We start from the raw sequence: 20,913 nt of genomic DNA, 5'->3' as shown, positions 1-20,913 counted from the left end.
GACCACTCGACCACGCGTCGGTGCCGCACCTCAGGGATGCGCGAAATAGCCAGGCTGGCCGATATCGCTGAGAAGATCCGGGCCGGTCGGCGTCCAGTGCAACAGCTCTCGGGTTCGCGCGCTCGAGGTCGGCAGATCCAAGCCGATGAACATACCGAACCATCCGAAATGAGCCAGCGCCTCGTCCTGTGATTTAGCGACGACCGGTACGCCGAGCCGCTGGCCGATCAGCTCGGCAATCGCCTTGAACGGCACGCCCTCTTCGGCGATTGCATGATAGGTCCCGTCGATGGCGCCGCGCTCCAGCGCGAGCCGGAAGACACGGGCGGCATCCAGCCGATGCACGGCGGACCAGCGGTTGAGGCCGTCCCCCACGTAAGCCGACACGCCCTTCTCCCGCGCGATGCTGATGAGCCGGGGGACGAACCCATGGTCGCCTTCACCGTGAACGGACGGCGCCAGCCGCACCGCGCCCGCCCGCACGCCGCGCGTGGCGAGCGCTTCTGCCGCCGCTTCCGACGCCCGCGGAAAGCTGTCTGACGGCGTAGGATGACGATCCGCTTCGGTCGCAGCCGCGCCGCCATTTCTCAGCAACGCCGTGCCGGACGTGACGAGCAACGGGCGCTCGCTGCCTTCCAGCACGCCGCCGAGTATCTCGATCGCCTGCCGGTCTTCCGCCGAGCTCTGCGCAAAGCGGGAAAAATCGTGATTGAAAGCGGTGTGGATGACCCCGTCGGCCGCCGCCGCGCCCTGACGCAGGCTCTCGAAGTCGGTCAGCGACCCGTGGTGCGCCTCGGCGCCGGCTGCGACGAGCGCCGCCGCGCCTTGCGCCGAGCGGGTGAGGCCAAGGACCTGATGGCCGTTCGCGAGCAGTTCGTGAACGATAGCCGAGCCGACAAAACCAGTCGCTCCAGTGACAAAGACTCGCATGTGAAACGCTCCTGAATCCGGTTGATTGGGAGCAATGTACGAGGCAAAATCATCCTGTTAAAGTGGTGACATTATCCGGGTATACGTCTTAACAGGTTAAGCATGGCCCAAGTAAACGACGACGCAAGCGGCAACCGTCTCGGCAGCTATCTGAAGAACCGGCGGACCAAGCTCGATCCCGCGTCCTTCGGCATTTCCGGCGGCCGGCGGCGCACGGCCGGACTGCGCCGCGAAGAGGTGGCGCAGCGCGCCAATATCAGCGCGGCCTGGTACACCTGGCTGGAGCAGGGGCGCGGCGGCAATCCGTCGGCGGACGTGCTGGACCGCATTGCCAAGGCGCTGATGTTGACCGAAGTCGAGCGCGAACACGTGTTCCTGCTCGGTCTCGGCCATCCGCCCGAAGTCCGCTATCGCAGCGGCGACGCGATCACGCCGCGGCTGCAGCGCCTGCTCGACGCGCTGCCCCACAGCCCGGCGATCGTCAGGACTGCCACATGGGACGTGGTTGCATGGAATCACGCGGCCGCGGCCGTGCTCACCGACTACGCCACCCTCCCCCCTGAACGACGCAACATCCTGCGCATGATCTTCTGCGACCCTCGCGTGCGCGCCGCACAGTTCGATTGGACAAGCGTGGCGCGCCTCGTGGTGAACGCCTTCCGGATCGATGCCGCGCGCGCGGGCGCCGACGCCGAGGTGGCGCCGCTCGTCGACGAACTGTGCCGGGCAAGCCCCGAGTTCGCCGCCATGTGGCGGGACAACGACGTGCAGACTCACAGCGACGGCGTCAAACACCTGCGCCACCCCGTGCTGGGGCCGATCTCGCTGGAATACTCATCCTTCGCGGTGGACGGGCGGCCGGATCTGCGCATGGTGGTCTACAACCCGGCAACCCCGGCCGATCAGGAACAGATCCGCTCGCTGATCGAGGGAACGCCGGCAATCGCCGCGAAGTGAGCCGGGCGCATGTCCGATCGCTCGGCTCGCTGATTACCGTGGTTCGATCAGGGCCGCTTCCGGCTTGCGAGCCAGATCGACGAAGGCCTTGAGGTAGTCAATTTCAGTGTCGGTTTCGCGGGCGCCGAGGAAAATCTGCTTGGCAATGCCCTTGCGCCCGAGGCGCACAGGAACCACGTTCATCTTGCCCGCGTACTCTTCCACCAGCCAGCGCGGCAGCGCCGCGACGCCTCTGCCGCTTGCCACCATCTGCAGCATGATGTCGGTGGTTTCGATCACCTTGTGGCGCCGCGGCGTGACACCGGCCGGCATCAGAAACTGGTTGTAGATGTCGAGCCTGTCCGTCTCGACCGGATACGTAACCAGCACCTCGCGCGTCAACTGCTCCGGCTTCACATACTCGACGTCGGCCAGCGGATGCTCACGGTTCACCACGAGCACCTGCTCATAGTCGAATACGGGTTCGAAGCGCAAGCCCGGCTTGTAAAGCGGATCAGGTGTCACGAGCAGGTCGATTTCGTAGCCGAACAGCGCGCCGATGCCGCCAAACTGGAATTTCTGCTTGACGTCGACATCCACGTCCGGCCAGCGCGCGAGATAGGGCGACACCACCTTGAGCAACCACTGATAGCAGGGATGGCACTCCATACCGATGCGCAGCGCGCCACGCTCGCCCTGCGCGTACTGCTTAAGGCGCTCTTCCGCCAGGTCCAGCTGCGGCAGCAGGCGGTTGGCAACCGCCAGAAGGTATTGCCCCGCCTGGGTCAGGCGCAGGCTGCGGCCCTCGCGCAACCAGACATCCGTACCCAGTTGCTGCTCCAGCTTTTTCATGGAGTGACTGAGGGCGGATTGCGTCACGCACAGGATTTCGGCCGCGGCGGTAAGCGAGCCGTGCGTGTCCACCGCCTGGACAATCGCGAGATGAGTTCTCTCAAGCATGATGGTACATGAGCAAAACTAATGGTTCGTTGAATTATCACCATTTTACTTCATAAACCGCCCTGGATAGGATGCAGCGATCCGCAACCTGACCGAATCAAGGCGACACGATGGCAACGACACACAATCTGGGCTTCCCCCGCATCGGCGCGAAGCGCGAACTGAAGTTCGCGCTCGAGTCCTACTGGAAGGGCGAGTCCTCGCTCGGCGAACTGAAAGCGCTGGGCGCTCAATTGCGCCAGCGTCACTGGGTACACCAGGCCGATCTCGGCCTCGCCGCCGTGGGTGACTTCGCCTTCTACGACCAGGTGCTGGACATGAGCTTCACGCTCGGCAACCTGCCGGAACGCGTGCATGGTTTCCATGGCGATGCCCTCGACAACACCTTCCGCGTCGCCCGCGGCCGGACCGCCAAGGGTGCCGAAGACCACAATGCGTGCTGCGGCGGTGTTGCCGCCGGCGAGATGACCAAATGGTTCGACACCAACTATCACTACATCGTCCCCGAATTCAGCGCCAGGACTGAATTCAAACTCGACCCGTCGCGCCTGCTGGAACAGCTGGCTGAGGCCAGGACGCAAGGCGTCAAGGCCAAGCCGGTGATCGTCGGCCCCGTGACCTACCTGGCGCTCGGCAAGGCCAAGGACGACTCCGACAAGCTCGCCCTGCTGCCGCGCCTGCTGCCGGTCTACGCTGAACTGCTGGCCACGCTCGCGGCGCACGGTGTCGAATGGGTCCAGATCGACGAGCCGATCCTCGTCACCGAATTGTCCGCTGAATGGCAACAGGCGTACGTGACGGCGTACGAAACGCTGGCGAACAGCAAGGTGAAACTGCTGCTGGCGACGTACTTCGGCCAGTTGCTCGGCAACCTGCCGCTGGCTTGCAAGCTGCCGGTGCAGGGCCTGCATGTGGATGCGATCAATGCGCGCGCTGAAGTCGCTGCAGTCATTGCACAGTTGCCGCAAGACCGCGTGCTGTCGCTCGGCGTGATCAACGGCCGCAACATCTGGAAGACGGACCTCAACGGCGTGCTGGACTGGCTCGAACCGGTCGCGAAGCAACTGGGCGAGCGTCTCTGGATCGCGCCGTCGTGCTCGCTGCTGCATGTGCCGGTGGACCTGGAAAGCGAACAGAAGCTGGATGCGGAAGTCCGCTCGTGGCTCGCCTTCGCATTGCAAAAGCTGGGCGAACTGCAGGTGCTGGCGAGCGCGTTGAACCAGGGCCGCGACGCCGTCAAGGCAGAGCTGGCCGCTAACGGTGCGGCCATCGCCGCCCGTCGAGCCTCACCGCGTGTGAACAACCCGGCAGTCAAGGCCGCGCTCGCGAAGATCAGCCCCGCCCTGGGCCAGCGCAAGAACGCGTATCCTGCGCGCGCCGACAAGCAGGCCGCCCTGTTGAAGCTGCCCGCTTATCCGACCACGACCATCGGCTCGTTTCCGCAAACCGGCGAGATCCGCCATGCACGCAGCCAGTTCAGGAGCGGCGCGCTCGACGAAGCCGGTTACAGAAACGCGATGCAAGCCGAGATCGAACGCAGCGTGCGCGAGCAGGAAGCGCTGGGGCTGGACGTGCTGGTGCACGGTGAAGCCGAGCGTAACGACATGGTGGAATACTTCGGCGAACAGCTCGACGGCTACGCCTTCAGCCAGTTCGGCTGGGTGCAGTCGTATGGCTCGCGTTGCGTGAAGCCGCCCATCCTGTTCGGCGACATCAGCCGTCCGAAGGCGATGACGGTGGAATGGATCAAGTACGCGCAGTCGCTCACCAGCAAGCCGATGAAGGGCATGCTGACCGGCCCGGTCACGATCCTGAACTGGTCCTTCGTGCGTGACGACCAGCCGCGCTCGGTGTCGTGCTACCAGTTGGCGCTGGCAATCCGCGAAGAAGTGCTGGACCTCGAAAAGGCCGGCGTGCGCGTGATCCAGATCGACGAAGCAGCCTTGCGCGAAGGTCTGCCGCTGCGCAAGTCGCAATGGCAGGAATACCTGGATTGGGCCGTGACGTCGTTCCGTATCACCGCCAATGGCGTGGACGACGAAACGCAGATCCACACGCATATGTGTTATTCGGAGTTCAACGACATCATCAAGTCGATCGCCGACATGGACGCCGACGTGATCACCATCGAGACCTCACGCTCGGATATGGAGTTGCTCGACGCGTTCGACAACTTCAACTACCCGAACGAAATCGGCCCGGGCGTGTACGACATTCACTCGCCGAACATCCCGAGCGAAGAACATATCGTTCAACTGATGAAGAAGGCCGCTGAACGCATTCCGGCGCAGCGCCTGTGGGTGAACCCGGACTGCGGTCTGAAGACGCGCCAGTGGGAAGAAGTCATTCCGGCGCTGACCAACATGGTGGCGGCTGCCAGGACGCTGCGCGCGTCCGTCTAAGGAAGCCGGCAAGCCGATTGTGCGAGATGGCCACCTTCCGGTGGCCATCTCTCATTTTCCGTCACGCCTACGCAGCAGATACGTGTCCATGATCCAGCCATGGGTGCGGCGAGCCTCCGCCCTGACACGTTCGATTTCATCCATCACGTCGCGCAGCTTGCCTGCAATCAGAATTTCGTCAGGCGTGCCCACATACGCCCCCCAGTAGATGTCCAGGTCTTCATCCGTGAGCTGCCGGTAGGCATTCTGCGAGTCCAGCATCACGACAACGCTGTCGACATTCTGCGGGAACCCTTCGGCAATTGAGCGCCCGTTGGTGATTTCGATCGATCGGCCAATCAGGTTCAGCGGCACCCTGTGCCGTGCCGCCAGCGCCTGAACGCTGCTGATCCCAGGAATCACTTCGTAGTCGAACACATGCCGGCCGCTCTCTGCAATCGCCTCGACGATGCGGATCGTGCTGTCATAGAGCGAAGGGTCGCCCCACACCAGAAAGGCGCCGACTTCGCCGTCGTGCAGCTCGTCGGCAATCAGGCGTTCGAACAGGCGTTGCTTGTCGCGGTTCAGTTCGTCAACCGCCGATCTGTAGTCCGGGTCGTCACGCCTGCGTTCAGGGCTGGTGGCCTCGACAATCCGATAGTCGTCACCGTCGATAAATCGCTCGATGATCTGCTTGCGTAGCGCGATCAGCTTTTCCTTCGCGACGCCTTTATCCATCACGAAGAATGCGTCGACCTGATTGAGCGCGTTGATCGCCTGAACGGTCATGTAGTCAGGATCCCCTGCCCCGATTCCGATGATCAGGATTTTTTTCATCACTTCAACTCCTGGCTAAGGCCGCGGGCGTCTCAATCGAGCACGCCCGCCGCTGATGTCAATTTATGCTGGGTGCGCCTGCGGGCGCTCACGGATTGCCGGCTATCAGTTCAATACTGTCCAGTTGAGCCGCGCAAATGTCCCGAACGATCCTCACAAAATCGTCGAAGTACGGCCGCCCCGCAATCCCTCTGGGCGCGACAGCATAGAGTTCGCTCCAGAGTCCCCCGGCACCGACGCGTTTGGCGAGCACATAGTCGTGGTCGACGTAGTTCTTCACGCCCCAGTTCGGCAGCGCCGCAATGCCACGGCGACTCGCCACCAATTGCATGATCGCGATGGTCAATTCCGCGGTCCGCCGTTCGAGCTTGATCCCCGCCGGTTCCAGAACCTCGCGAATCAGATCGATACGCGATTCCGGCACAGGATAGGTGATCAGCGTCTCGCCTTGCAGGTCGCCGGGACCGACGCGCCGCTTGTTGCGCAACCGGTGTTCATTGGCGATCACCACCTGTATCTCGAAGCGGAACAGCGGTGCAACGTGCAGATTACGCCTCGTGGCGGGCTTCGAGCCGATCACCACGTCTGCCTTGCCCTCGTTCAACAGTTTCATCGGGTCGGCATGGAACCCGGCCACCAGATCGACTTCGACCTCCGGCCAGCGCCTGCGAAATTCATCCATGACCGGCATCAGCCAGTCAAAGCAGGTATGGCATTCCAGCACGATTCGAAGCTCGCCCCGCACGTCGCCCTTCAGGCGCACGAGATCGCGCTCAGCGCCGGCAACCGCGGCCACCGTTTCCCGGGCGAGAACAAGCAGCCGCTCACCGGCAGCCGTAAAACGCAGACCGTACCGGGTGCGCTCGAAGAGGGACACCTCGTAGTGAGCCTCCATATCGCGGATCTGATGCGACAGCGCGGACTGACTGAGATTGACCCGCTCGGCGGCGCTCACCAGTTTGTCGGATTCGGATATCGCAATGAGCGAACGGAGATGCCGCAGTTCAAGCATCGCACCGCCCGCGCCGGCCGCGACAGTACAGAAAAGAGGGGAAATTCTTGATATGAATATGGTTCATATGATGATGAAAACATGTCGCTTGATGAATCATAGCGTGACTTGCACACTACGCGGCATTCACTCAAGGATTCCGCATGGCCCGCACTCACATATCCGGCTTTCCGCGCATCGGCGCGCATCGCGAACTCAAGTTCGCACAGGAATCTTTCTGGCGCGGCGAATCCGACGATGCCTATCTGCGTGGCGTCGGAAAGGAGCTGCGCGCCCGTCACTGGGAATTGCAACGCGCCGCCGGGCTGGATTTTGTCGCGGTCGGCGATTTCGCATGGTACGACCCGATGCTGAACCTGACTGCCCTGCTCGGTGCGCTGCCGGAGCGATTCGGGTTCGAGCCGAAGACCCTGTCGCTCGCCCAGTATCACGAACTGGCGCGGGGCAACAAGGCGCAGCCGGCCATGGAAATGACCAAGTGGTTCGATACCAACTACCACTACCTGGTACCCGAGCTCGGTCCCGACACCACATTCGACGGCGGCGTGGACTGGTTCTTTGAGGAAATCGACGAGGCGCTCGCCCTGGGTCTGGCCGTCAAGCCGGTGCTGATCGGGCCTATCACCTATTTGTGGCTATCCAAAAGTCGCGCTGCGGACTTCGACCGGCTATCGCTATTGCCCAGGCTGGTCATCCGCTACCTGCGCATTCTCGACACGCTGAAAGCGCGCGGTATCGAATGGGTTCAGCTTGACGAACCCGCGCTCTGTCTCGATCTCGAAACCGATTGGCTCGAAGCGTTTTCCGCCGTGTACAACGTGCTGGGCGACTCGGGCGTCAAGGTGCTGCTGGCGACCTATTTCGACACCGCCGCCGATCACGCGCCAAGCGTCGCAAAACTGCCTGTTCACGGCGTGCATATCGATCTGGTCAAGGCACCGCAGCAACTGGAGACGTGGCGTTCGGCGCTGCCGGCGGACAAGGTCCTGTCGGTGGGCGTAGTCGATGGACGCAACATCTGGCGCGCCGATCTGGGCGCCATTGCGGGCTCACTTGAAAGTCTTCACGCGGAGCGCGGCGAACGGTTGTGGATCGCGCCGTCCTGCTCGCTGGTCCACGTGCCGGTCACGCTCGCCACCGAACAGAAGCTCGATGGTGAACTCAGGTCGTGGCTCGCTTTCGCGACCGAAAAACTCGATGAGCTCAGCACGATTGCACTCGCGCTGCACGATCCGTCAGCAGCCCAGTCGGCGCTCGCGGCCGCGGATACCGCACTCGCGTCGCGCCGCAACTCAGGGGCGGTGTTCAACGTACTGGTGCAACGGCGTGTCGCCGCTGTCACCGAGACGATGGCCAACCGTAAGAGTCCGTTCGCCGATCGCAGCCGCGTGCAGCGCCACTCACTCAAGCTGCCGCTCCTGCCTACCACGACAATCGGTTCGTTTCCGCAAACGCCGGCGATCCGGCAGGCGCGCGCCGCCTATCGGCGAGGCGAGATGCGCGCGCTGGAATATCTCGAACGTATGCGCGCCGAAACGGCAACCGTCGTTCGGCGACAGGAAGAGCTCGGGCTCGACGTGCTGGTGCACGGCGAAGTCGAACGCAACGACATGGTCGAATTCTTTGCGGACAAGCTCTGGGGATACGCGCTCACGGAAAACGGATGGGTCCAGAATTACGGCTCGCAGTGCGTCAAGCCGCCGATCATTTACGGCGACATCTACCGGCCCGAGCCGATGATCGTGGATGCGGCCTGCCATGCGCAGTCTTTGACCGACCGCCTGGTGAAAGGAGTACTAACCGGACCGGTCACGATGCTCGAATGGTCATTTGTTCGCGATGACCAGCCGCGCCCGACCACGGCGCTCCAATTGGCGCTCGTCATTCGCGACGAAGTCGTGGACCTCGAAAAGGCCGGCATCCGCATCATTCAGATCGACGAACCCGCCTTCCGCGAGGGGCTGCCACTGCGCAAGGCAGACTGGTCCACTTACCTCGACTGGGCGACCCGGACCTTCAGGATTTCAGCGGGCGGCGTCTGCGACGCCACGCAGATCCACACGCATATGTGTTACTCGGAGTTCAACGACATTCTGCCTTCGATCGCCGCGCTGGATGCCGACGTGATTACGATCGAGACATCGCGCTCGTCGATGGAATTGCTCGATGGCTTCGGCGAGTTCGCCTATCCGAACGGAATCGGGCCCGGCGTATACGACACTCATTCATCGCGCGTCCCGAGCGCCGAAACGATGCAACGCCTGCTGGAACGCGCATGCGAGGTCATTCCCGCCGAACGCCTGTGGGTCAACCCCGACTGCGGCCTGAAAACCCGGGGCTGGCCGGAGACGGAAGCCGCCTTGTCCAACATGGTGCTGGCGGCGAAGACGTTGCGTCAAAAGCTCACAGCACATAGTGATTGACGGCGACCACGACGCATCGGTACGCTTCGCGCTGATGGTTCCCGTTACCGGGATCAAAAGGGAACGCAGTACGAGCAGCCATGCTCCGAGTCTGCGGCTGCCCCCGCAACTGTAAGCGGCGAGTCTGTGCCACTCATGACCACTGGGACACCGGGAAGGTCGGCACCAGACATTGACCCGCGAGCCAGGAAACCTGCCATCAAACCGAGGTCTGCGCAGCCGCACCGGGCGGGGTGTCCCGATGCGCAAGCACCGCCCAGGCGGTTGCCTGTTGCAAAGACAGCCCGACCCTCAGGATCTGTCATGTCCACTGCTGTTCAACCCGGTTCCCCGCGAGGAACCTTGTACCTACACGTCCCGGCATCGAGAGCGTGCCCGCCGTCTTCCATACGGAGGCCTGGATTGGCTCGTTCGTCCGCCATCGCGTGAAGCGTTACGGCGAACTGGAAGCCTGCCCGGCCAGGCGCTAAACCTTGTGACTGCGCCCACGCGGCTCACTCTCTACCCGCAAGAATCGACAAGACACAGCTCATCTCCATCATGAAGTTCCGTCATTTCATCATCACGTCTGCCCTGAGCGTCTCGGCATGCCAGGTTGCGCAGGCCGCGGACGACACGTCGTTGCCGCAGCCGGTGCAAAACCCGGCTGAAACCACGCTGCCGAATATTCTCGTCACCGGCGACACGCAGCATCTGCCGCAATCGTTCGACCAACGCTTCGCCACGACCCAGGTCCTGACGCGCGCCGATCTCGACCGGCTGTCTCCGATCGACCCAAGTATCACGCAGGCCCTCGCCACCCTGCCCGGCGTCACCATTGTGCAAAATGGCGGCCCCGGCTCCACCGCTTCGGTCAGCATCCGGGGTTCGTCCGCCAGCCAGGTCGCCGTGTTTATCGACGGTGTCCGGGTGGGTTCCGCGACCAGCGGGCAAGCCGAGTGGGCGGATCTGCCGACCTCCGCGTTCGACCGCGTCGAGGTCATCTCCGGGCCGGCGGCCGCTTCGTTCGGTGCGAATGCGATGGGCGGCGTCATACAGTTGTTCACCAACCATGCGGCCAATCAGCCGAACCGGACCACGATCTCGATAGGCGGGGGTTCGAACAAGACCTTCGATACGCAAATCCGCACCTCAGGCAGCATCCCGTCCACAGGTCCGCTTTCGACGCTCTCCGGACTGACCTACTCGCTCGGTCTGCACGACTACAACACCGCTGGGATCGAAGCGACGCAGCCCTACGCCTATGGTCACGAGGATGGCCGCAATCCGTACCACGCGCAGGATGTGGATGCGCGACTCGGCTATGCGCGCGACAACTGGTCGCTCTCCGCATTTGCCCTGTATCACAGGTCCGATCTGTCTTACGACAATGCAGGCGGCGCCGACCGGCAACTCGATCATCAGTTGACGACGGGCCTCGCGTTTCATCTGGACATCACGCCGTCCACGCAGTTTGACCAGTCGGTGGGCTACGCGACGGACCGCCAGTTCGTCTACGCGAACAACCCGGCTATCCCCACCGATGAATTCGACTCGACGCGCTTAAGCACCACGACCTCGCTGACGCACCAGGAACGCGGCGTAACGCTGTTCGGCTTGCCGCTGTCGGGCGAGACAAAGCTTGCCTACGACTTCAGCCGCGAACTGGCGTTCCTGCCGGTGGATGCTCCTCAAGGATTGCCGGCGCGCAACGATTCGTCTTTCTCGCTCCATCAGTCAGCCACGCTCGGTGCGCTGACGGTGTTCCTCGCGGGACGCCACGACGTTGTTCAGGGCCTGTCGGTCAATACCGGCAATGTCGCCGTGGCCTATGCCATTACGCCGGTTTATACGGCGCGGCTCTCGTATGGCAATGCTTTCCGCCTGCCGACTTTCAACGATCTGTACTATCCGGGCTACGCCAACCCGAATCTGTTGCCGGAGCGCAGCGACACGGTCGAAGCGGCACTGGACGCCTCGACGTCTTTCGGCACCTTTACGGCCGCCGTATATGACACCCGGGTGCACGACCTCATCTCTTTCAACGCCGCGACCAGCATGCCCGTGAACATCGGGCGGGCCCATATCCAGGGTATCGATCTGTCCTACAAGGGCACCATCGGCAAATCGACGCCCGTCAGTGTCGCTGTCGGCATTCTGAATCCGCAGGACGTCACCGATCAGACGTGGCTTCCCCGCCGTCCGCGCCAAACGGTCGCGCTGAGCGTCGATCACATGTGGGACGAATTCCAGCTGCACGCGCTCAGCACCGGCGTCTCGCTGCTCTACGGCGGCTCGACCTTCGACGACCAGTTCAACACGACCTATCTGCCGTCGTACACGAGAGTCGATCTGCGCGCCTCGTACAAGATCAACTCGCACCTCACCGTGTCCGCCAGTCTGTCGAACCTCTTTAACCGGCAGTACGTCACCGCATACGGCTATAACTCGCTCGGCCGCACGGCATTCGGCAAGGTGGCGTACACGTTCTAGGCGGCTCCAGGCGGTAGCGGGTCCACGCGCTATGCCGTCGGGGAAGCATTCACCCGACGGCATAGCGCTATTTATTGGCAACCAGTGCGCGGGATCGGCGCGTATTGCGGGAGCGCACCTTAGCGGATCAAACCGCGAGTCGAGCGCGCAAGAAACTCGTAAAACGGCTTGACCTCAGCATGAGCGGACGCGATCTCCGCAATCTCCGGCTTCGCTTCATCAAGGGTCATGCCGCTTCTGTAGAGCAGCTTGTAGGCATGTCGAATGGCTTGTATTGCCTCTTTGCTGAACCCGCGGCGTTGCAGCCCCGTGGTGTTCACGCCAATCGGCGAAGCGTGATTGCCTTGAGCAATGACAAACGGCGGCACATCCTGAGCGATGCCGGAGCAGCCTCCAACCATGACGTGCGCGCCGATAATGCAGAATTGATGGACCGCGCACATACCGCCGATGATCACGTGGTCGTCCAGAATTACGTGACCGCCCAGCGTTGCGTTGTTTGCCAGAATGCAATGGTTGCCTACGCTGCAATCGTGAGCAACGTGAGCGTTGACCATCAGAAGATTGTCGTTTCCAACCCTGGTGATACCGCCGCCCTGGACCGTGCCGCGATGGATCGTGACGCTCTCCCGGATTCTGTTCCGATCGCCTATTTCCACAAGCGTTGGCTCGCCGGCGTACTTCAGATCCTGGTTGTCCTCTCCAATCGTGGCAAAGGGGTAAATGATGTTATCCCGGCCAATGCGGGTATGCCCGCTTACGACGACGTGAGACTTGAGCACGGTGCCCTCGCCGATCTCGACCTCGCCGCCGACGCAACAGTAGGGACCAATGCGAACACCAGCGCCGATGACAGCGCCCTCTTCAATCACCGCGGTTGGATGGATGACAGCCGTTTTATCGATCACAAACATAACCTCTCAGGAATGCCACTTTTGTGGCCTTGCAGTTCACATTCAATGCCGGAGCAGCGAGCCCCAATTCATTTCAGCGGTCGATTATATGGGTCTTTGTTCTCACTCGCCGTTGACCTTTCAACTCGTTACCACCGGCTGAATGTCCGCTCGCCGGCCGCACGGAAACACCATTTCTTACAAATTACTGTCTACGAAATCGCAGAGCGAACTGCCTACGTGATCTCGTGCGTCACGCGCAGCAATCGAGCATGCTAGGCTACGCGTAGATTTCTTGCCGCATGGTATAAATTCCTGCGTCAGGACAGGAAACATCGAAGTTCGGGTGGCTCGAATAGTCCCATCCGCTCCCCTCGCTTAAGCTCAACGCAGGCGATATAAGGTGGATCGATGATCGACGTGAACCAGCGTATTGTCGGGCGGCTGCGCTTATGGGTTGCGCTTTGCGGCTGCGCCGCAGTGGCCGGCTGCATGGTCGGTCCCAACTACCGCACACCCGCCGCGCCTGCCACCGACACCTACACCGCCGCGCCGCTGCCCGAGCAGACAGCCTCGGCTCCCGGGGCGGCCGGTTCGCCCCAGCGCTTTGTGCCGGGACAGGACATTCCCGCCGCCTGGTGGGCCCTCTTTCATTGCGAGCCGCTCGATACGCTGATCCGCCAGGCGCTCGTCAACAGCCCGAACATCGCCGCCGCGCAAGCCGCCTTGCGGCAGGCACGCGAAAACTTCAAGGCGCAGGCCGGCGGCACCCTTCTGCCCAGTGTCGATGCGCAACTCGGCGCCACCCGAGAAAAACTGAACGGCATCTCATTCGGCGAGCCTGGTGTGGTCGATGAGTTCAATCTCTACAACGCATCCGTGAACGTGTCGTACAAACTCGACGTGTTCGGCGGCGCACGACGCGAACTCGAAGCGTTGCACGCGCAAATCGACTACCAGGACTTTCAGTTGCAAGCCGCCTATCTCGCGATGTCAGCCAACATCGTGACAGCGGCGGTCAAGGAAGCATCGCTGCGCGCCCAGATCGAGGCCACCGAGCGGATCGCCACGGAAGAAGACGAGCAGCTCGGCGTGCTCGGCAAACAATTCGAACTGGGAGGCGTGGGCCGCACGGCGGTACTCGCGCAACAAACCCTGCTGGCGCAGACCCGCGCCACGCTGCCGCCGCTGCAGCAACAACTCGACCAGGTGCGTCATCAGCTCGCCGTGTTGGCCGGCAAACTGCCCAGCGACGCCAGACTGCCCGAATTCAGGCTCGAGATGTTTTCGTTGCCCGAGGCGCTGCCGGTGAGCTTGCCGTCGGCACTGGTACGTCAGCGGCCCGACATCCTCGCCGCCGACGCCGTGCTGCATCAGGCCAGTGCGCAAGTCGGCGTGGCGACCGCGGCGATGTATCCGCAGATCACGCTGTCCGCCAGCTATGGCGCCGAGGCCCTGACGCCCGCCCAGGTGTTCAAAGCCGGCAGCACGATCTGGAGCCTGGGCGCCGGCCTGCTGCAACCGGTCTTCCACGGCGGCCAGCTGAGCGCGCAGAAGCGCGCGGCCGAAGCGGCATACGAGCAGGCCGACGCGCAATATCGCGAAACGGTGCTGCTGGCGTTCCAGAACGTCGCGGACTCGCTGCGCGCACTCGATCACGACGCAACCGGCCTGAAAGCGCAGACGGACGCCTGGCGCTCCGCCAGCGATTCGTTGGACCTCACGCGCGGGCAGTATCGCGTGGGCGGCGTGAGCTACCTGTCGCTGCTCGACGCCCAACGCCAATATCAGCAAACGGTGGTAAGCCTCGCGCAGGCGCAGGCATCCCGCTACGCCGACACCGCCGCCCTCTTCCAGGCGCTCGGTGGCGGCTGGTGGAACGCGCCCGCACCGGCCACGGCCGCCACGGCGCATTGACGCATTGACGCATTGACGCATTGACGTAACCCGCTCGCTCGCCCGGCCGGCCGGCCAGCCAGCCAGCCAGCCAGCCAGCCAGCCAGCCAGCCAGCAGAATGCCCGCTTCACCGCTCTTTGTTTGCAACAACACGCGCAGTCAGAAACGAAGGAACGAAGCAACCAGGCCTCCGGCGCTTCGCCCCATGCCGTGCAAGGACACAAAGATGACTGAAAGAAAACCGATGACAAAGCGGATGGTGATCATGCTGATCTGTGTCGGCCTGCTGCTGGCGGCACTGGTCGGCTTCAACCAGTTCCGCTCGTACATGATCGCCAAGTTCATGGCGAGCAACGCGGCGCCGCCCTCCACCGTCTCGGCGGTCGTCGCCGGCTATCAGTCATGGCAACCGCAGCTTGCGGCAGTCGGCAGCCTGCGCGCCGTGCGCGGCGTCGACGTCACCACCGAAGTCGCAGGCCTCGTGCGCGAGGTGGCGTTCAGCTCGGGGCAGGAAGCGAAAGCCGGGCAAGTCCTTGTCAGACTCAATGCCGACAGCGACGTGGCGCTGCTCCAGTCATTGCAGGCCACCGCAGAACTCGCACAAACGGTTTACACGCGCGACAAGGCCCAGTACGACATCAAGGCCATCGCCAAGGCGCAGCTCGATGCGGACGCCGCCGACCTGAAGGGCAAAAAGGCGCAAGTCGCGCAACAGGCTGCGCTCGTCGACAAGAAGACCATCCGTGCGCCGTTCGCGGGGCGTCTCGGCATCACCACGATCAATCCGGGGCAGTACCTCAATCCCGGCGACGCAATCGTCACCTTGCAAGCGATCGATCCGATCTACGCCGACTTCTACCTGCCGCAGCAGCAGCTCGGCCAGCTCGCCATCGGTCAGACCATCGTGGTCGATACCAACGCGTATAGCGGGCAAACCTTCGTGGGCAAGATTCTGTCGATGAACCCGCGAGTCGACAGCGCCACGCGTAACATTCAGATCGAAGCCACCGTGGACAATCATGAGCGCAAGCTGCTGCCGGGCATGTACGCGAACGTGAAAATCGACGCGGGCGCCGGGCAGCGCTACCTGACGCTGCCGCAAACCGCGATCACCTACAACCCGTACGGCGCAACCGTGTTCGTCGTCAAACCGGCCGCGCAAGCCAACGCGCAGGGCAAAGCGCTGCCCGTCGCGCAACAGGTGTTCGTCACGCCGGGGCCGACGCGCGGCGATCAGGTGGCAATCCTGAAAGGTGTCGAGGCCGGCATGCAGGTCGTGACGAGCGGGCAACTCAAGCTCAAGAACGGCACGCCGCTCATCATCAACAACAGCGTGCAGCCGGCGGACAGTCCGAACCCGGCGCCTCAGGAACAATAGAGAGACCGCGCGATGACATTCACCGATCTCTTCATCCGGCGGCCCGTGCTTGCATCGGTCGTCAGCCTGCTGATTCTCGTGCTCGGACTGCGCTCGCTCGCTGCCCTGAAAGTCAGCCAGTATCCGCAGACCGAAAACGCCGTGGTGACGATCAGCACGGCTTACTATGGCGCGAACGCCGACACGATTGCCGGATTCATCACGCAGCCGCTCGAGGCGGCGATCGCCCAGGCGCAAGGCATCGACTACCTGTCCTCGACCAGCACCACCGGCGTGTCGACGATCACTGCTACGCTGCGGCTGAACTACGACTCGAACCGCGCGCTGACCGAAATCAACACGCAGATCCAGTCGGTGCGTAACCAGTTGCCGCCGCAGGCGCAACAGCCGGTGTTGACGGTGCAGGTCGGGCAGACCACCGACGCGATGTATATGGGCTTTTACAGTGACGTACTGCCGAGCAATAACGTCACGGATTACCTGCTGCGCGTCGTCAAGCCCAAGCTCGATTCGATCGAAGGCGTGCAGACGGCCGAAATCCTCGGCGGGCGGCAGTTCGCGCTGCGCGCGTGGCTCGATTCGACGCGGCTCGCCGCACACGGCGTGACGGCAACCGACGTTTTCACGGCGCTCGGCAACAACAACTACCTCGCGACGCTCGGCACGACGAAGGGGCAAATGGTCAGCGTCGACCTGAACGCGGGCACGGACCTGCATACCGTCGACGACTTCAAGCAACTCGTCATCAAACAAAAGAACGGCGCGATCGTGCGCCTCGAAGATGTCGCGAACGTCGTGCTCGGCGCCGACAGCTACGACTTCAACGTCGCGTTCAGCGGCAAGCGTTCGGTGTTCATCGGCATCAAGGTCGCGCCGGACGCCAACATCCTCGATGTGGCCAAGCGCGTGAAGGCCGTCTTCCCCGGATTGCAGAAGCAGTTTCCGACCGGCATGACGGGGGATATCGTTTATGACGCGACCGATTTCGTCAACACGGCGATTTACGAAGTCATCAAGACACTGGTCGAGGCGTTACTGATCGTCACCGTGGTAATTTTCCTGTTCCTCGGCAGCTTGCGCGCGGTCATCATCCCGCTGATCGCGATGCCGTTGTCGCTGATCGGCACCTTCTTCGTGATGCAGCTGCTCGGCTATTCGATCAATCTGCTGACCCTGCTCGCGCTCGTGCTGGCGATCGGACTTGTCGTGGACGACGCGATCATCGTCGTGGAAAACGTCGATCGTCACATGATGGAGGAAGGCAAGTCACCACTCGATGCCGCGCTGATCGCCGCGCGCGAACTCGGCGGCCCGATCCTCGCGATGACGGTCGTGCTGATCGCCGTCTATGTGCCGATCGGTTTTCAGGGCGGCCTGACGGGTGCCCTCTTCACCGAATTCGCCTTCTCGCTCGCCGGCGCGGTGACGGTGTCCGGAGTGATCGCGCTGACGTTGTCGCCGATGATGTGCTCACGCTTCTTCCGCGCGGAGCAGGAGTCCGGGCGCTTCGCGCGCTTCGTCAACCGCCAGTTCGAGCGCGTTCATCGTGGCTATGGCCGTCTGCTGCATGCGACGCTCGACACGTGGCCCGTATTTATCGTGATGGGTGCACTGCTGCTCGCCGGCACGGTCTACCTGTTCATGACGTCGAAATCGGAGCTCGCGCCACAGGAGGATCAGGGGATCGTGCTGTCGCAGATCCAGGGACCCCCGAACGCGACCATCCAGCAAATGCAGACGTACGCGGACCAGGTATTCAACATCTCCAAAGCGTTGCCCGAATACTCGCAGATGTTCCAGCTCACTGGCGCGCCGACCCTCAACCAGGGGATCGGCGGCGTGCTGTTCAAAACATGGGACCAACGCAGCAAGGGCGCAACCGCCTTGCAGCAGGAATTGCAGCAGAAATGGAATCAGATTGCGGGGGCGCGCGTCGCGGCGTTCCAGTTTCCGCCGCTGCCTGGATCGCAGGGTTTGCCGGTGCAGTTCGTCATCAGCACGACCGAGCCTTTCGAAAACCTCAATGAAGTATCGCAAGCCGTCCTGCAAAAAGCCCGTGCGAGTGGGATGTTTTTCTTCGTCGACAGCGATCTCAAGCTCGACAAGCCGGAAGCCACACTCGTTGTCGACCGCGACAAGGTCGCTTCGCTCGGGCTCTCGCAGAGCGACGTGGGGCAAGCGCTCGGTTCGGCGCTCGGCGGCGGCTACGTCAACTACTTCTCGATCGCCGGGCGCTCTTACAAGGTGATCCCGCAGGTCTTGCAGACCGACCGCCTGAACCCTTCGCAGGTGCTCGATTACTACCTGCGCACGCCGGACGGCAGTGTGATTCCGGCATCGACGATTGCGCATATCGAACACAACGTCGTGCCGGAATCGATCAACCACTTCCAGCAACTCAACTCGGCGACGATCTCGGGCGTGACGGTACCGGGCGTGTCGCAAGGCGAGGTGCTCGATTTCCTGCGCAAGGCAACCGCGCAAGCGGCGCCGGCCGGATATTCGGCGGACTATTCGGGGTTATCGCGGCAATTCGTGCAGGAGTCCGGTGGTTTCGTCATCACGCTGCTGTTCGCGACGATCATCGTGTTCCTCGCGCTCGCGGCACAGTTCGAAAGTTTCCGCGACCCGATCGTGATCCTGGTTTCAGTGCCCATGGCGCTATTCGGCGCGCTCATCTTCATCAACGTGGGCTTGACGACGCTGAACATCTACACGCAGGTCGGGCTCGTCACGCTGATGGGGCTCGTCAGCAAGCACGGCATCCTGATCGTGCAGTTCGCCAACGAACTGCAACACGCCGGCAGATCGAAACGGGAAGCCCTGGAAGAAGCGGCCGGCGTGCGGCTGCGCCCGATCCTGATGACGACGGCAGCGATGGTGCTGGGCGTCGTGCCGCTGGTGATCGCCTCGGGCGCGGGCGCGGCGGGCCGCAACGCGATGGGGCTCGTGATCTTCACGGGGCTCTCGATCGGCACCCTCTTCACGCTGTTCGTGGTGCCCGCGATGTATATGTTCCTCGCCGCCGATCACCATCGGGAAGCCGACGCGCCGCAGGCGGGTTAGCGTGCGGCGTGCTCCTGCCGAGCGAGCCATTGCAAGATGCGTTGCGTGGCTGTTTCTCCCGGGAGCACGGCTCAGATTCGAGGCTCATGAAACGACCGACACGAAACGAACCCAAGCCGTGATGGATTGCCTGAACACGCAACTAGACCAATATCCGGTCCCGATTGAAAACTAGCGCCTCGGCGCGCGTTTTCAACAGATTTTCAGCATCGCTCAAACGCTTCGACGTTGCCTCAAATACTTGCCTTTGTTTCAGCAAACTTGCCTTCTGCACTTCGATGCGCGTCAACACCAGGCTGGGAGCCGGGCCTCCATAAGACCGCCGCGCGGCGACGTTCCGGACAGGATCCATGCACGCTCGCACTTCATCTTCGTCGAGAGATATCTCGCGTTCAAGCTGCTGGCTCGCCGCCACATTGATCATGGCGGGCGTGATACTGCCGGCGGAACGTCCCTGATCCAGCACATCCCGGACGACGCTGCCAATGATATGGTGAGCATCGCGAAACGACGTGTCGGCTCTGCGAACCAGGAGATCCGCCAGGTCTGTCACCGTTGAAAAATCCTCGGCCGCTCTTGTCACCATGCGATCCCGATTCGGCTCGACATCCAGCACCAGCAACTTCATCAGTTCGAGTGCTTTCAGCGCCTCTTCGCAACTCTCCCAGCAGGTTCTCGTGCTCTCGCGGCTACTGTCCCCCGCGTGACTAAAATGCGTCGACTTGACGGTTGTAAAGGCGGCTGAAGTCAGGCCGATCAAGTGACCCGTCTTGCCTCGCAGATATTCGAGCACGACCGGATTCTTCTTCTGCGGCATGATGCTCGACGTGCTCGCGACGCTATCGGGAAACGACAGATAGCCGAACTCGGGGGTCGACCAGACGTAAAAATCCTGGACCATCCGGCTGCAAGTGATCATCATGATAGAGAGCGTAGCGCTCAGTTCCAGCGCGAAGTCTCGCGACGCAACCCCGTCGAGCGAGTTCGCCAACGGGTAACTGAACCCCAGCATCTGGCTCGTCGAAACACGGTCGATGGGAAAGGAGGTGCCGGCCAACGCGCACGCTCCCAGCGGAGAGCCGTCCGTCGTATCGAGTACATGCACAAGCCGCTCGATATCCCGCGACCATGCATCCACCAGTGCCGACAGATAGTATCCGTAGGTGATCGGCTGGGCGGCCTGCATATGGGTATAGCCAGGCATCACGTAGCCGGCGAACTCCTGAGCTCGCCCCAACGCGGCCTCGGCAACGTCGGCTAATGCCGTGCCAAGCCGCAGGCAGAAATTTCGTGCGCGGATTCGATCGATTGTCGCGCCCATGTCGTTGCGGCTGCGGGCGGTATGCAATCGGCCACCCAGATCGTGCCCGACCAGCTTCATAAGGTGAGCTTCGTAGTTGAAGTAGGCCTCCTCTCGTGCGGGATCGAGCTCGACTGCACTCGGGCCGTCCTGCTGCATCTTCAGCACTGCGCCCGCGAGCCGTTTCGAGGCATCCTTCTCCAGAATCCCTTGTTCGTCGAGCATGACCAGATGCGCCAGATTGATCTGATTCAACAACTCGAAATTCGCGAAGAATTCACGATTCAGACGCGGCAAGAAAATATATTGAATGACTTCTTCTGCGAGCGGCTGTTTTAGCCGGCGACTAACTTTTGATTCCATTTTTCCAGATCCAATAGTGCAGAAATGATTCTCGTCGACGAGCGCGCGCAATCGAGCGTCGGCAT

At 62.3% G+C, this 20,913-nt stretch carries 13 protein-coding genes and 1 riboswitch; of the genes, 7 read left to right on the top strand and 6 right to left on the bottom strand.

Annotated features, from left to right (window positions below; all coding sequences use genetic code 11):
* Nucleotides 1-30: 30 nt before the first annotated feature.
* Nucleotides 31-930, bottom strand: coding sequence for an SDR family oxidoreductase (locus BCY88_RS27095; RefSeq protein WP_120347234.1), 900 nt, complete (start codon nucleotides 928-930; stop codon nucleotides 31-33).
* Nucleotides 931-1,032: 102 nt separating this feature from the next.
* Here BCY88_RS27095 and BCY88_RS27090 point away from each other — a divergent pair, with 102 nt between their 5' ends.
* On the top strand, nucleotides 1,033-1,887 hold the full coding sequence (locus BCY88_RS27090; protein ID WP_120347233.1) for a helix-turn-helix transcriptional regulator: 855 nt from the start codon (nucleotides 1,033-1,035) through the stop codon (nucleotides 1,885-1,887).
* Nucleotides 1,888-1,920: 33 nt separating this feature from the next.
* Here the strand turns inward: BCY88_RS27090 and BCY88_RS27085 are convergent, their stop codons facing one another.
* Complete coding sequence (locus BCY88_RS27085; RefSeq protein ID WP_120347232.1) at nucleotides 1,921-2,826, bottom strand: LysR family transcriptional regulator; 906 nt, start codon at nucleotides 2,824-2,826, stop codon at nucleotides 1,921-1,923.
* Between the two features lie 110 nt (nucleotides 2,827-2,936).
* Here BCY88_RS27085 and metE (BCY88_RS27080) point away from each other — a divergent pair, with 110 nt between their 5' ends.
* On the top strand, nucleotides 2,937-5,228 hold the full coding sequence (gene metE, locus BCY88_RS27080; RefSeq protein ID WP_120347231.1) for a 5-methyltetrahydropteroyltriglutamate--homocysteine S-methyltransferase: 2,292 nt from the start codon (nucleotides 2,937-2,939) through the stop codon (nucleotides 5,226-5,228).
* A gap of 51 nt (nucleotides 5,229-5,279) precedes the next feature.
* Here the strand turns inward: metE (BCY88_RS27080) and cobF are convergent, their stop codons facing one another.
* On the bottom strand, nucleotides 5,280-6,044 hold the full coding sequence (cobF, locus tag BCY88_RS27075) for a precorrin-6A synthase (deacetylating) (protein ID WP_120347230.1): 765 nt from the start codon (nucleotides 6,042-6,044) through the stop codon (nucleotides 5,280-5,282).
* 88 nt (nucleotides 6,045-6,132) lie between these two features.
* Nucleotides 6,133-7,056 carry a LysR family transcriptional regulator gene (locus BCY88_RS27070; RefSeq protein WP_120347229.1) on the bottom strand — a complete coding sequence of 308 codons (924 nt, stop codon included), beginning with the start codon at nucleotides 7,054-7,056 and terminating at the stop codon, nucleotides 6,133-6,135.
* Nucleotides 7,057-7,199: 143 nt separating this feature from the next.
* Here BCY88_RS27070 and metE (BCY88_RS27065) point away from each other — a divergent pair, with 143 nt between their 5' ends.
* Both metE (BCY88_RS27065) and BCY88_RS27060 read left to right on the top strand, forming a co-directional pair.
* Nucleotides 7,200-9,479: a 5-methyltetrahydropteroyltriglutamate--homocysteine S-methyltransferase gene (gene metE, locus BCY88_RS27065; protein ID WP_120347228.1), complete on the top strand. Its 2,280-nt coding sequence runs from the start codon at nucleotides 7,200-7,202 to the stop codon at nucleotides 9,477-9,479.
* 18 nt (nucleotides 9,480-9,497) lie between these two features.
* Nucleotides 9,498-9,694, top strand: a riboswitch (cobalamin riboswitch).
* Nucleotides 9,695-10,019: 325 nt separating this feature from the next.
* Nucleotides 10,020-11,951, top strand: a complete 1,932-nt coding sequence (locus tag BCY88_RS27060; RefSeq protein ID WP_120347227.1) for a TonB-dependent receptor domain-containing protein — start codon at nucleotides 10,020-10,022, stop codon at nucleotides 11,949-11,951.
* A 119-nt stretch (nucleotides 11,952-12,070) separates the two neighbouring features.
* Here BCY88_RS27060 and lpxA read toward each other — a convergent pair whose 3' ends face one another.
* Complete coding sequence (lpxA, locus tag BCY88_RS27055) at nucleotides 12,071-12,865, bottom strand: acyl-ACP--UDP-N-acetylglucosamine O-acyltransferase (protein ID WP_220669698.1); 795 nt, start codon at nucleotides 12,863-12,865, stop codon at nucleotides 12,071-12,073.
* 390 nt (nucleotides 12,866-13,255) lie between these two features.
* Between lpxA and BCY88_RS27050 the strand changes: the two genes are divergently transcribed.
* From BCY88_RS27050 to BCY88_RS27040, 3 genes are all read left to right on the top strand, one after another.
* Nucleotides 13,256-14,761, top strand: a complete 1,506-nt coding sequence (locus BCY88_RS27050) for an efflux transporter outer membrane subunit (protein ID WP_120347226.1) — start codon at nucleotides 13,256-13,258, stop codon at nucleotides 14,759-14,761.
* Nucleotides 14,762-14,967: 206 nt separating this feature from the next.
* Nucleotides 14,968-16,119 (top strand): efflux RND transporter periplasmic adaptor subunit, encoded by a 1,152-nt coding sequence (locus tag BCY88_RS27045; RefSeq protein ID WP_120347452.1) that lies wholly within the window; start codon nucleotides 14,968-14,970, stop codon nucleotides 16,117-16,119.
* 12 nt (nucleotides 16,120-16,131) lie between these two features.
* Nucleotides 16,132-19,185, top strand: coding sequence for an efflux RND transporter permease subunit (locus BCY88_RS27040; protein WP_120347225.1), 3,054 nt, complete (start codon nucleotides 16,132-16,134; stop codon nucleotides 19,183-19,185).
* 142 nt (nucleotides 19,186-19,327) lie between these two features.
* Here the strand turns inward: BCY88_RS27040 and argH are convergent, their stop codons facing one another.
* Nucleotides 19,328-20,848, bottom strand: a complete 1,521-nt coding sequence (argH, locus tag BCY88_RS27035) for an argininosuccinate lyase (protein ID WP_120347224.1) — start codon at nucleotides 20,846-20,848, stop codon at nucleotides 19,328-19,330.
* Nucleotides 20,849-20,913 lie beyond the last annotated feature (65 nt).

The sequence above is a fragment of the Paraburkholderia fungorum genome, assembly GCF_003610895.1.
Lineage (GTDB): Bacteria > Pseudomonadota > Gammaproteobacteria > Burkholderiales > Burkholderiaceae > Paraburkholderia > Paraburkholderia fungorum_B.
The sequence above is the reverse complement of the archived record's forward strand: the minus strand, read 5'-3'. Positions and strand labels throughout refer to the sequence as shown.

What these genes read in the sequence shown, in the direction of transcription:
- BCY88_RS27095 (WP_120347234.1), bottom strand. Translation starts at nt 930, where the DNA reads ATGCGAGTCTTTGTCACTGGAGCGACTGGTTTTGTCGGCTCGGCTATC.
- BCY88_RS27090 (WP_120347233.1), top strand. Translation starts at nt 1,033, where the DNA reads ATGGCCCAAGTAAACGACGACGCAAGCGGCAACCGTCTCGGCAGCTAT.
- BCY88_RS27085 (WP_120347232.1), bottom strand. Translation starts at nt 2,826, where the DNA reads ATGCTTGAGAGAACTCATCTCGCGATTGTCCAGGCGGTGGACACGCAC.
- metE (WP_120347231.1), top strand. Translation starts at nt 2,937, where the DNA reads ATGGCAACGACACACAATCTGGGCTTCCCCCGCATCGGCGCGAAGCGC.
- cobF (WP_120347230.1), bottom strand. Translation starts at nt 6,044, where the DNA reads ATGAAAAAAATCCTGATCATCGGAATCGGGGCAGGGGATCCTGACTAC.
- BCY88_RS27070 (WP_120347229.1), bottom strand. Translation starts at nt 7,056, where the DNA reads ATGCTTGAACTGCGGCATCTCCGTTCGCTCATTGCGATATCCGAATCC.
- metE (WP_120347228.1), top strand. Translation starts at nt 7,200, where the DNA reads ATGGCCCGCACTCACATATCCGGCTTTCCGCGCATCGGCGCGCATCGC.
- BCY88_RS27060 (WP_120347227.1), top strand. Translation starts at nt 10,020, where the DNA reads ATGAAGTTCCGTCATTTCATCATCACGTCTGCCCTGAGCGTCTCGGCA.
- lpxA (WP_220669698.1), bottom strand. Translation starts at nt 12,865, where the DNA reads ATGTTTGTGATCGATAAAACGGCTGTCATCCATCCAACCGCGGTGATT.
- BCY88_RS27050 (WP_120347226.1), top strand. Translation starts at nt 13,256, where the DNA reads ATGATCGACGTGAACCAGCGTATTGTCGGGCGGCTGCGCTTATGGGTT.
- BCY88_RS27045 (WP_120347452.1), top strand. Translation starts at nt 14,968, where the DNA reads ATGACTGAAAGAAAACCGATGACAAAGCGGATGGTGATCATGCTGATC.
- BCY88_RS27040 (WP_120347225.1), top strand. Translation starts at nt 16,132, where the DNA reads ATGACATTCACCGATCTCTTCATCCGGCGGCCCGTGCTTGCATCGGTC.
- argH (WP_120347224.1), bottom strand. Translation starts at nt 20,848, where the DNA reads ATGGAATCAAAAGTTAGTCGCCGGCTAAAACAGCCGCTCGCAGAAGAA.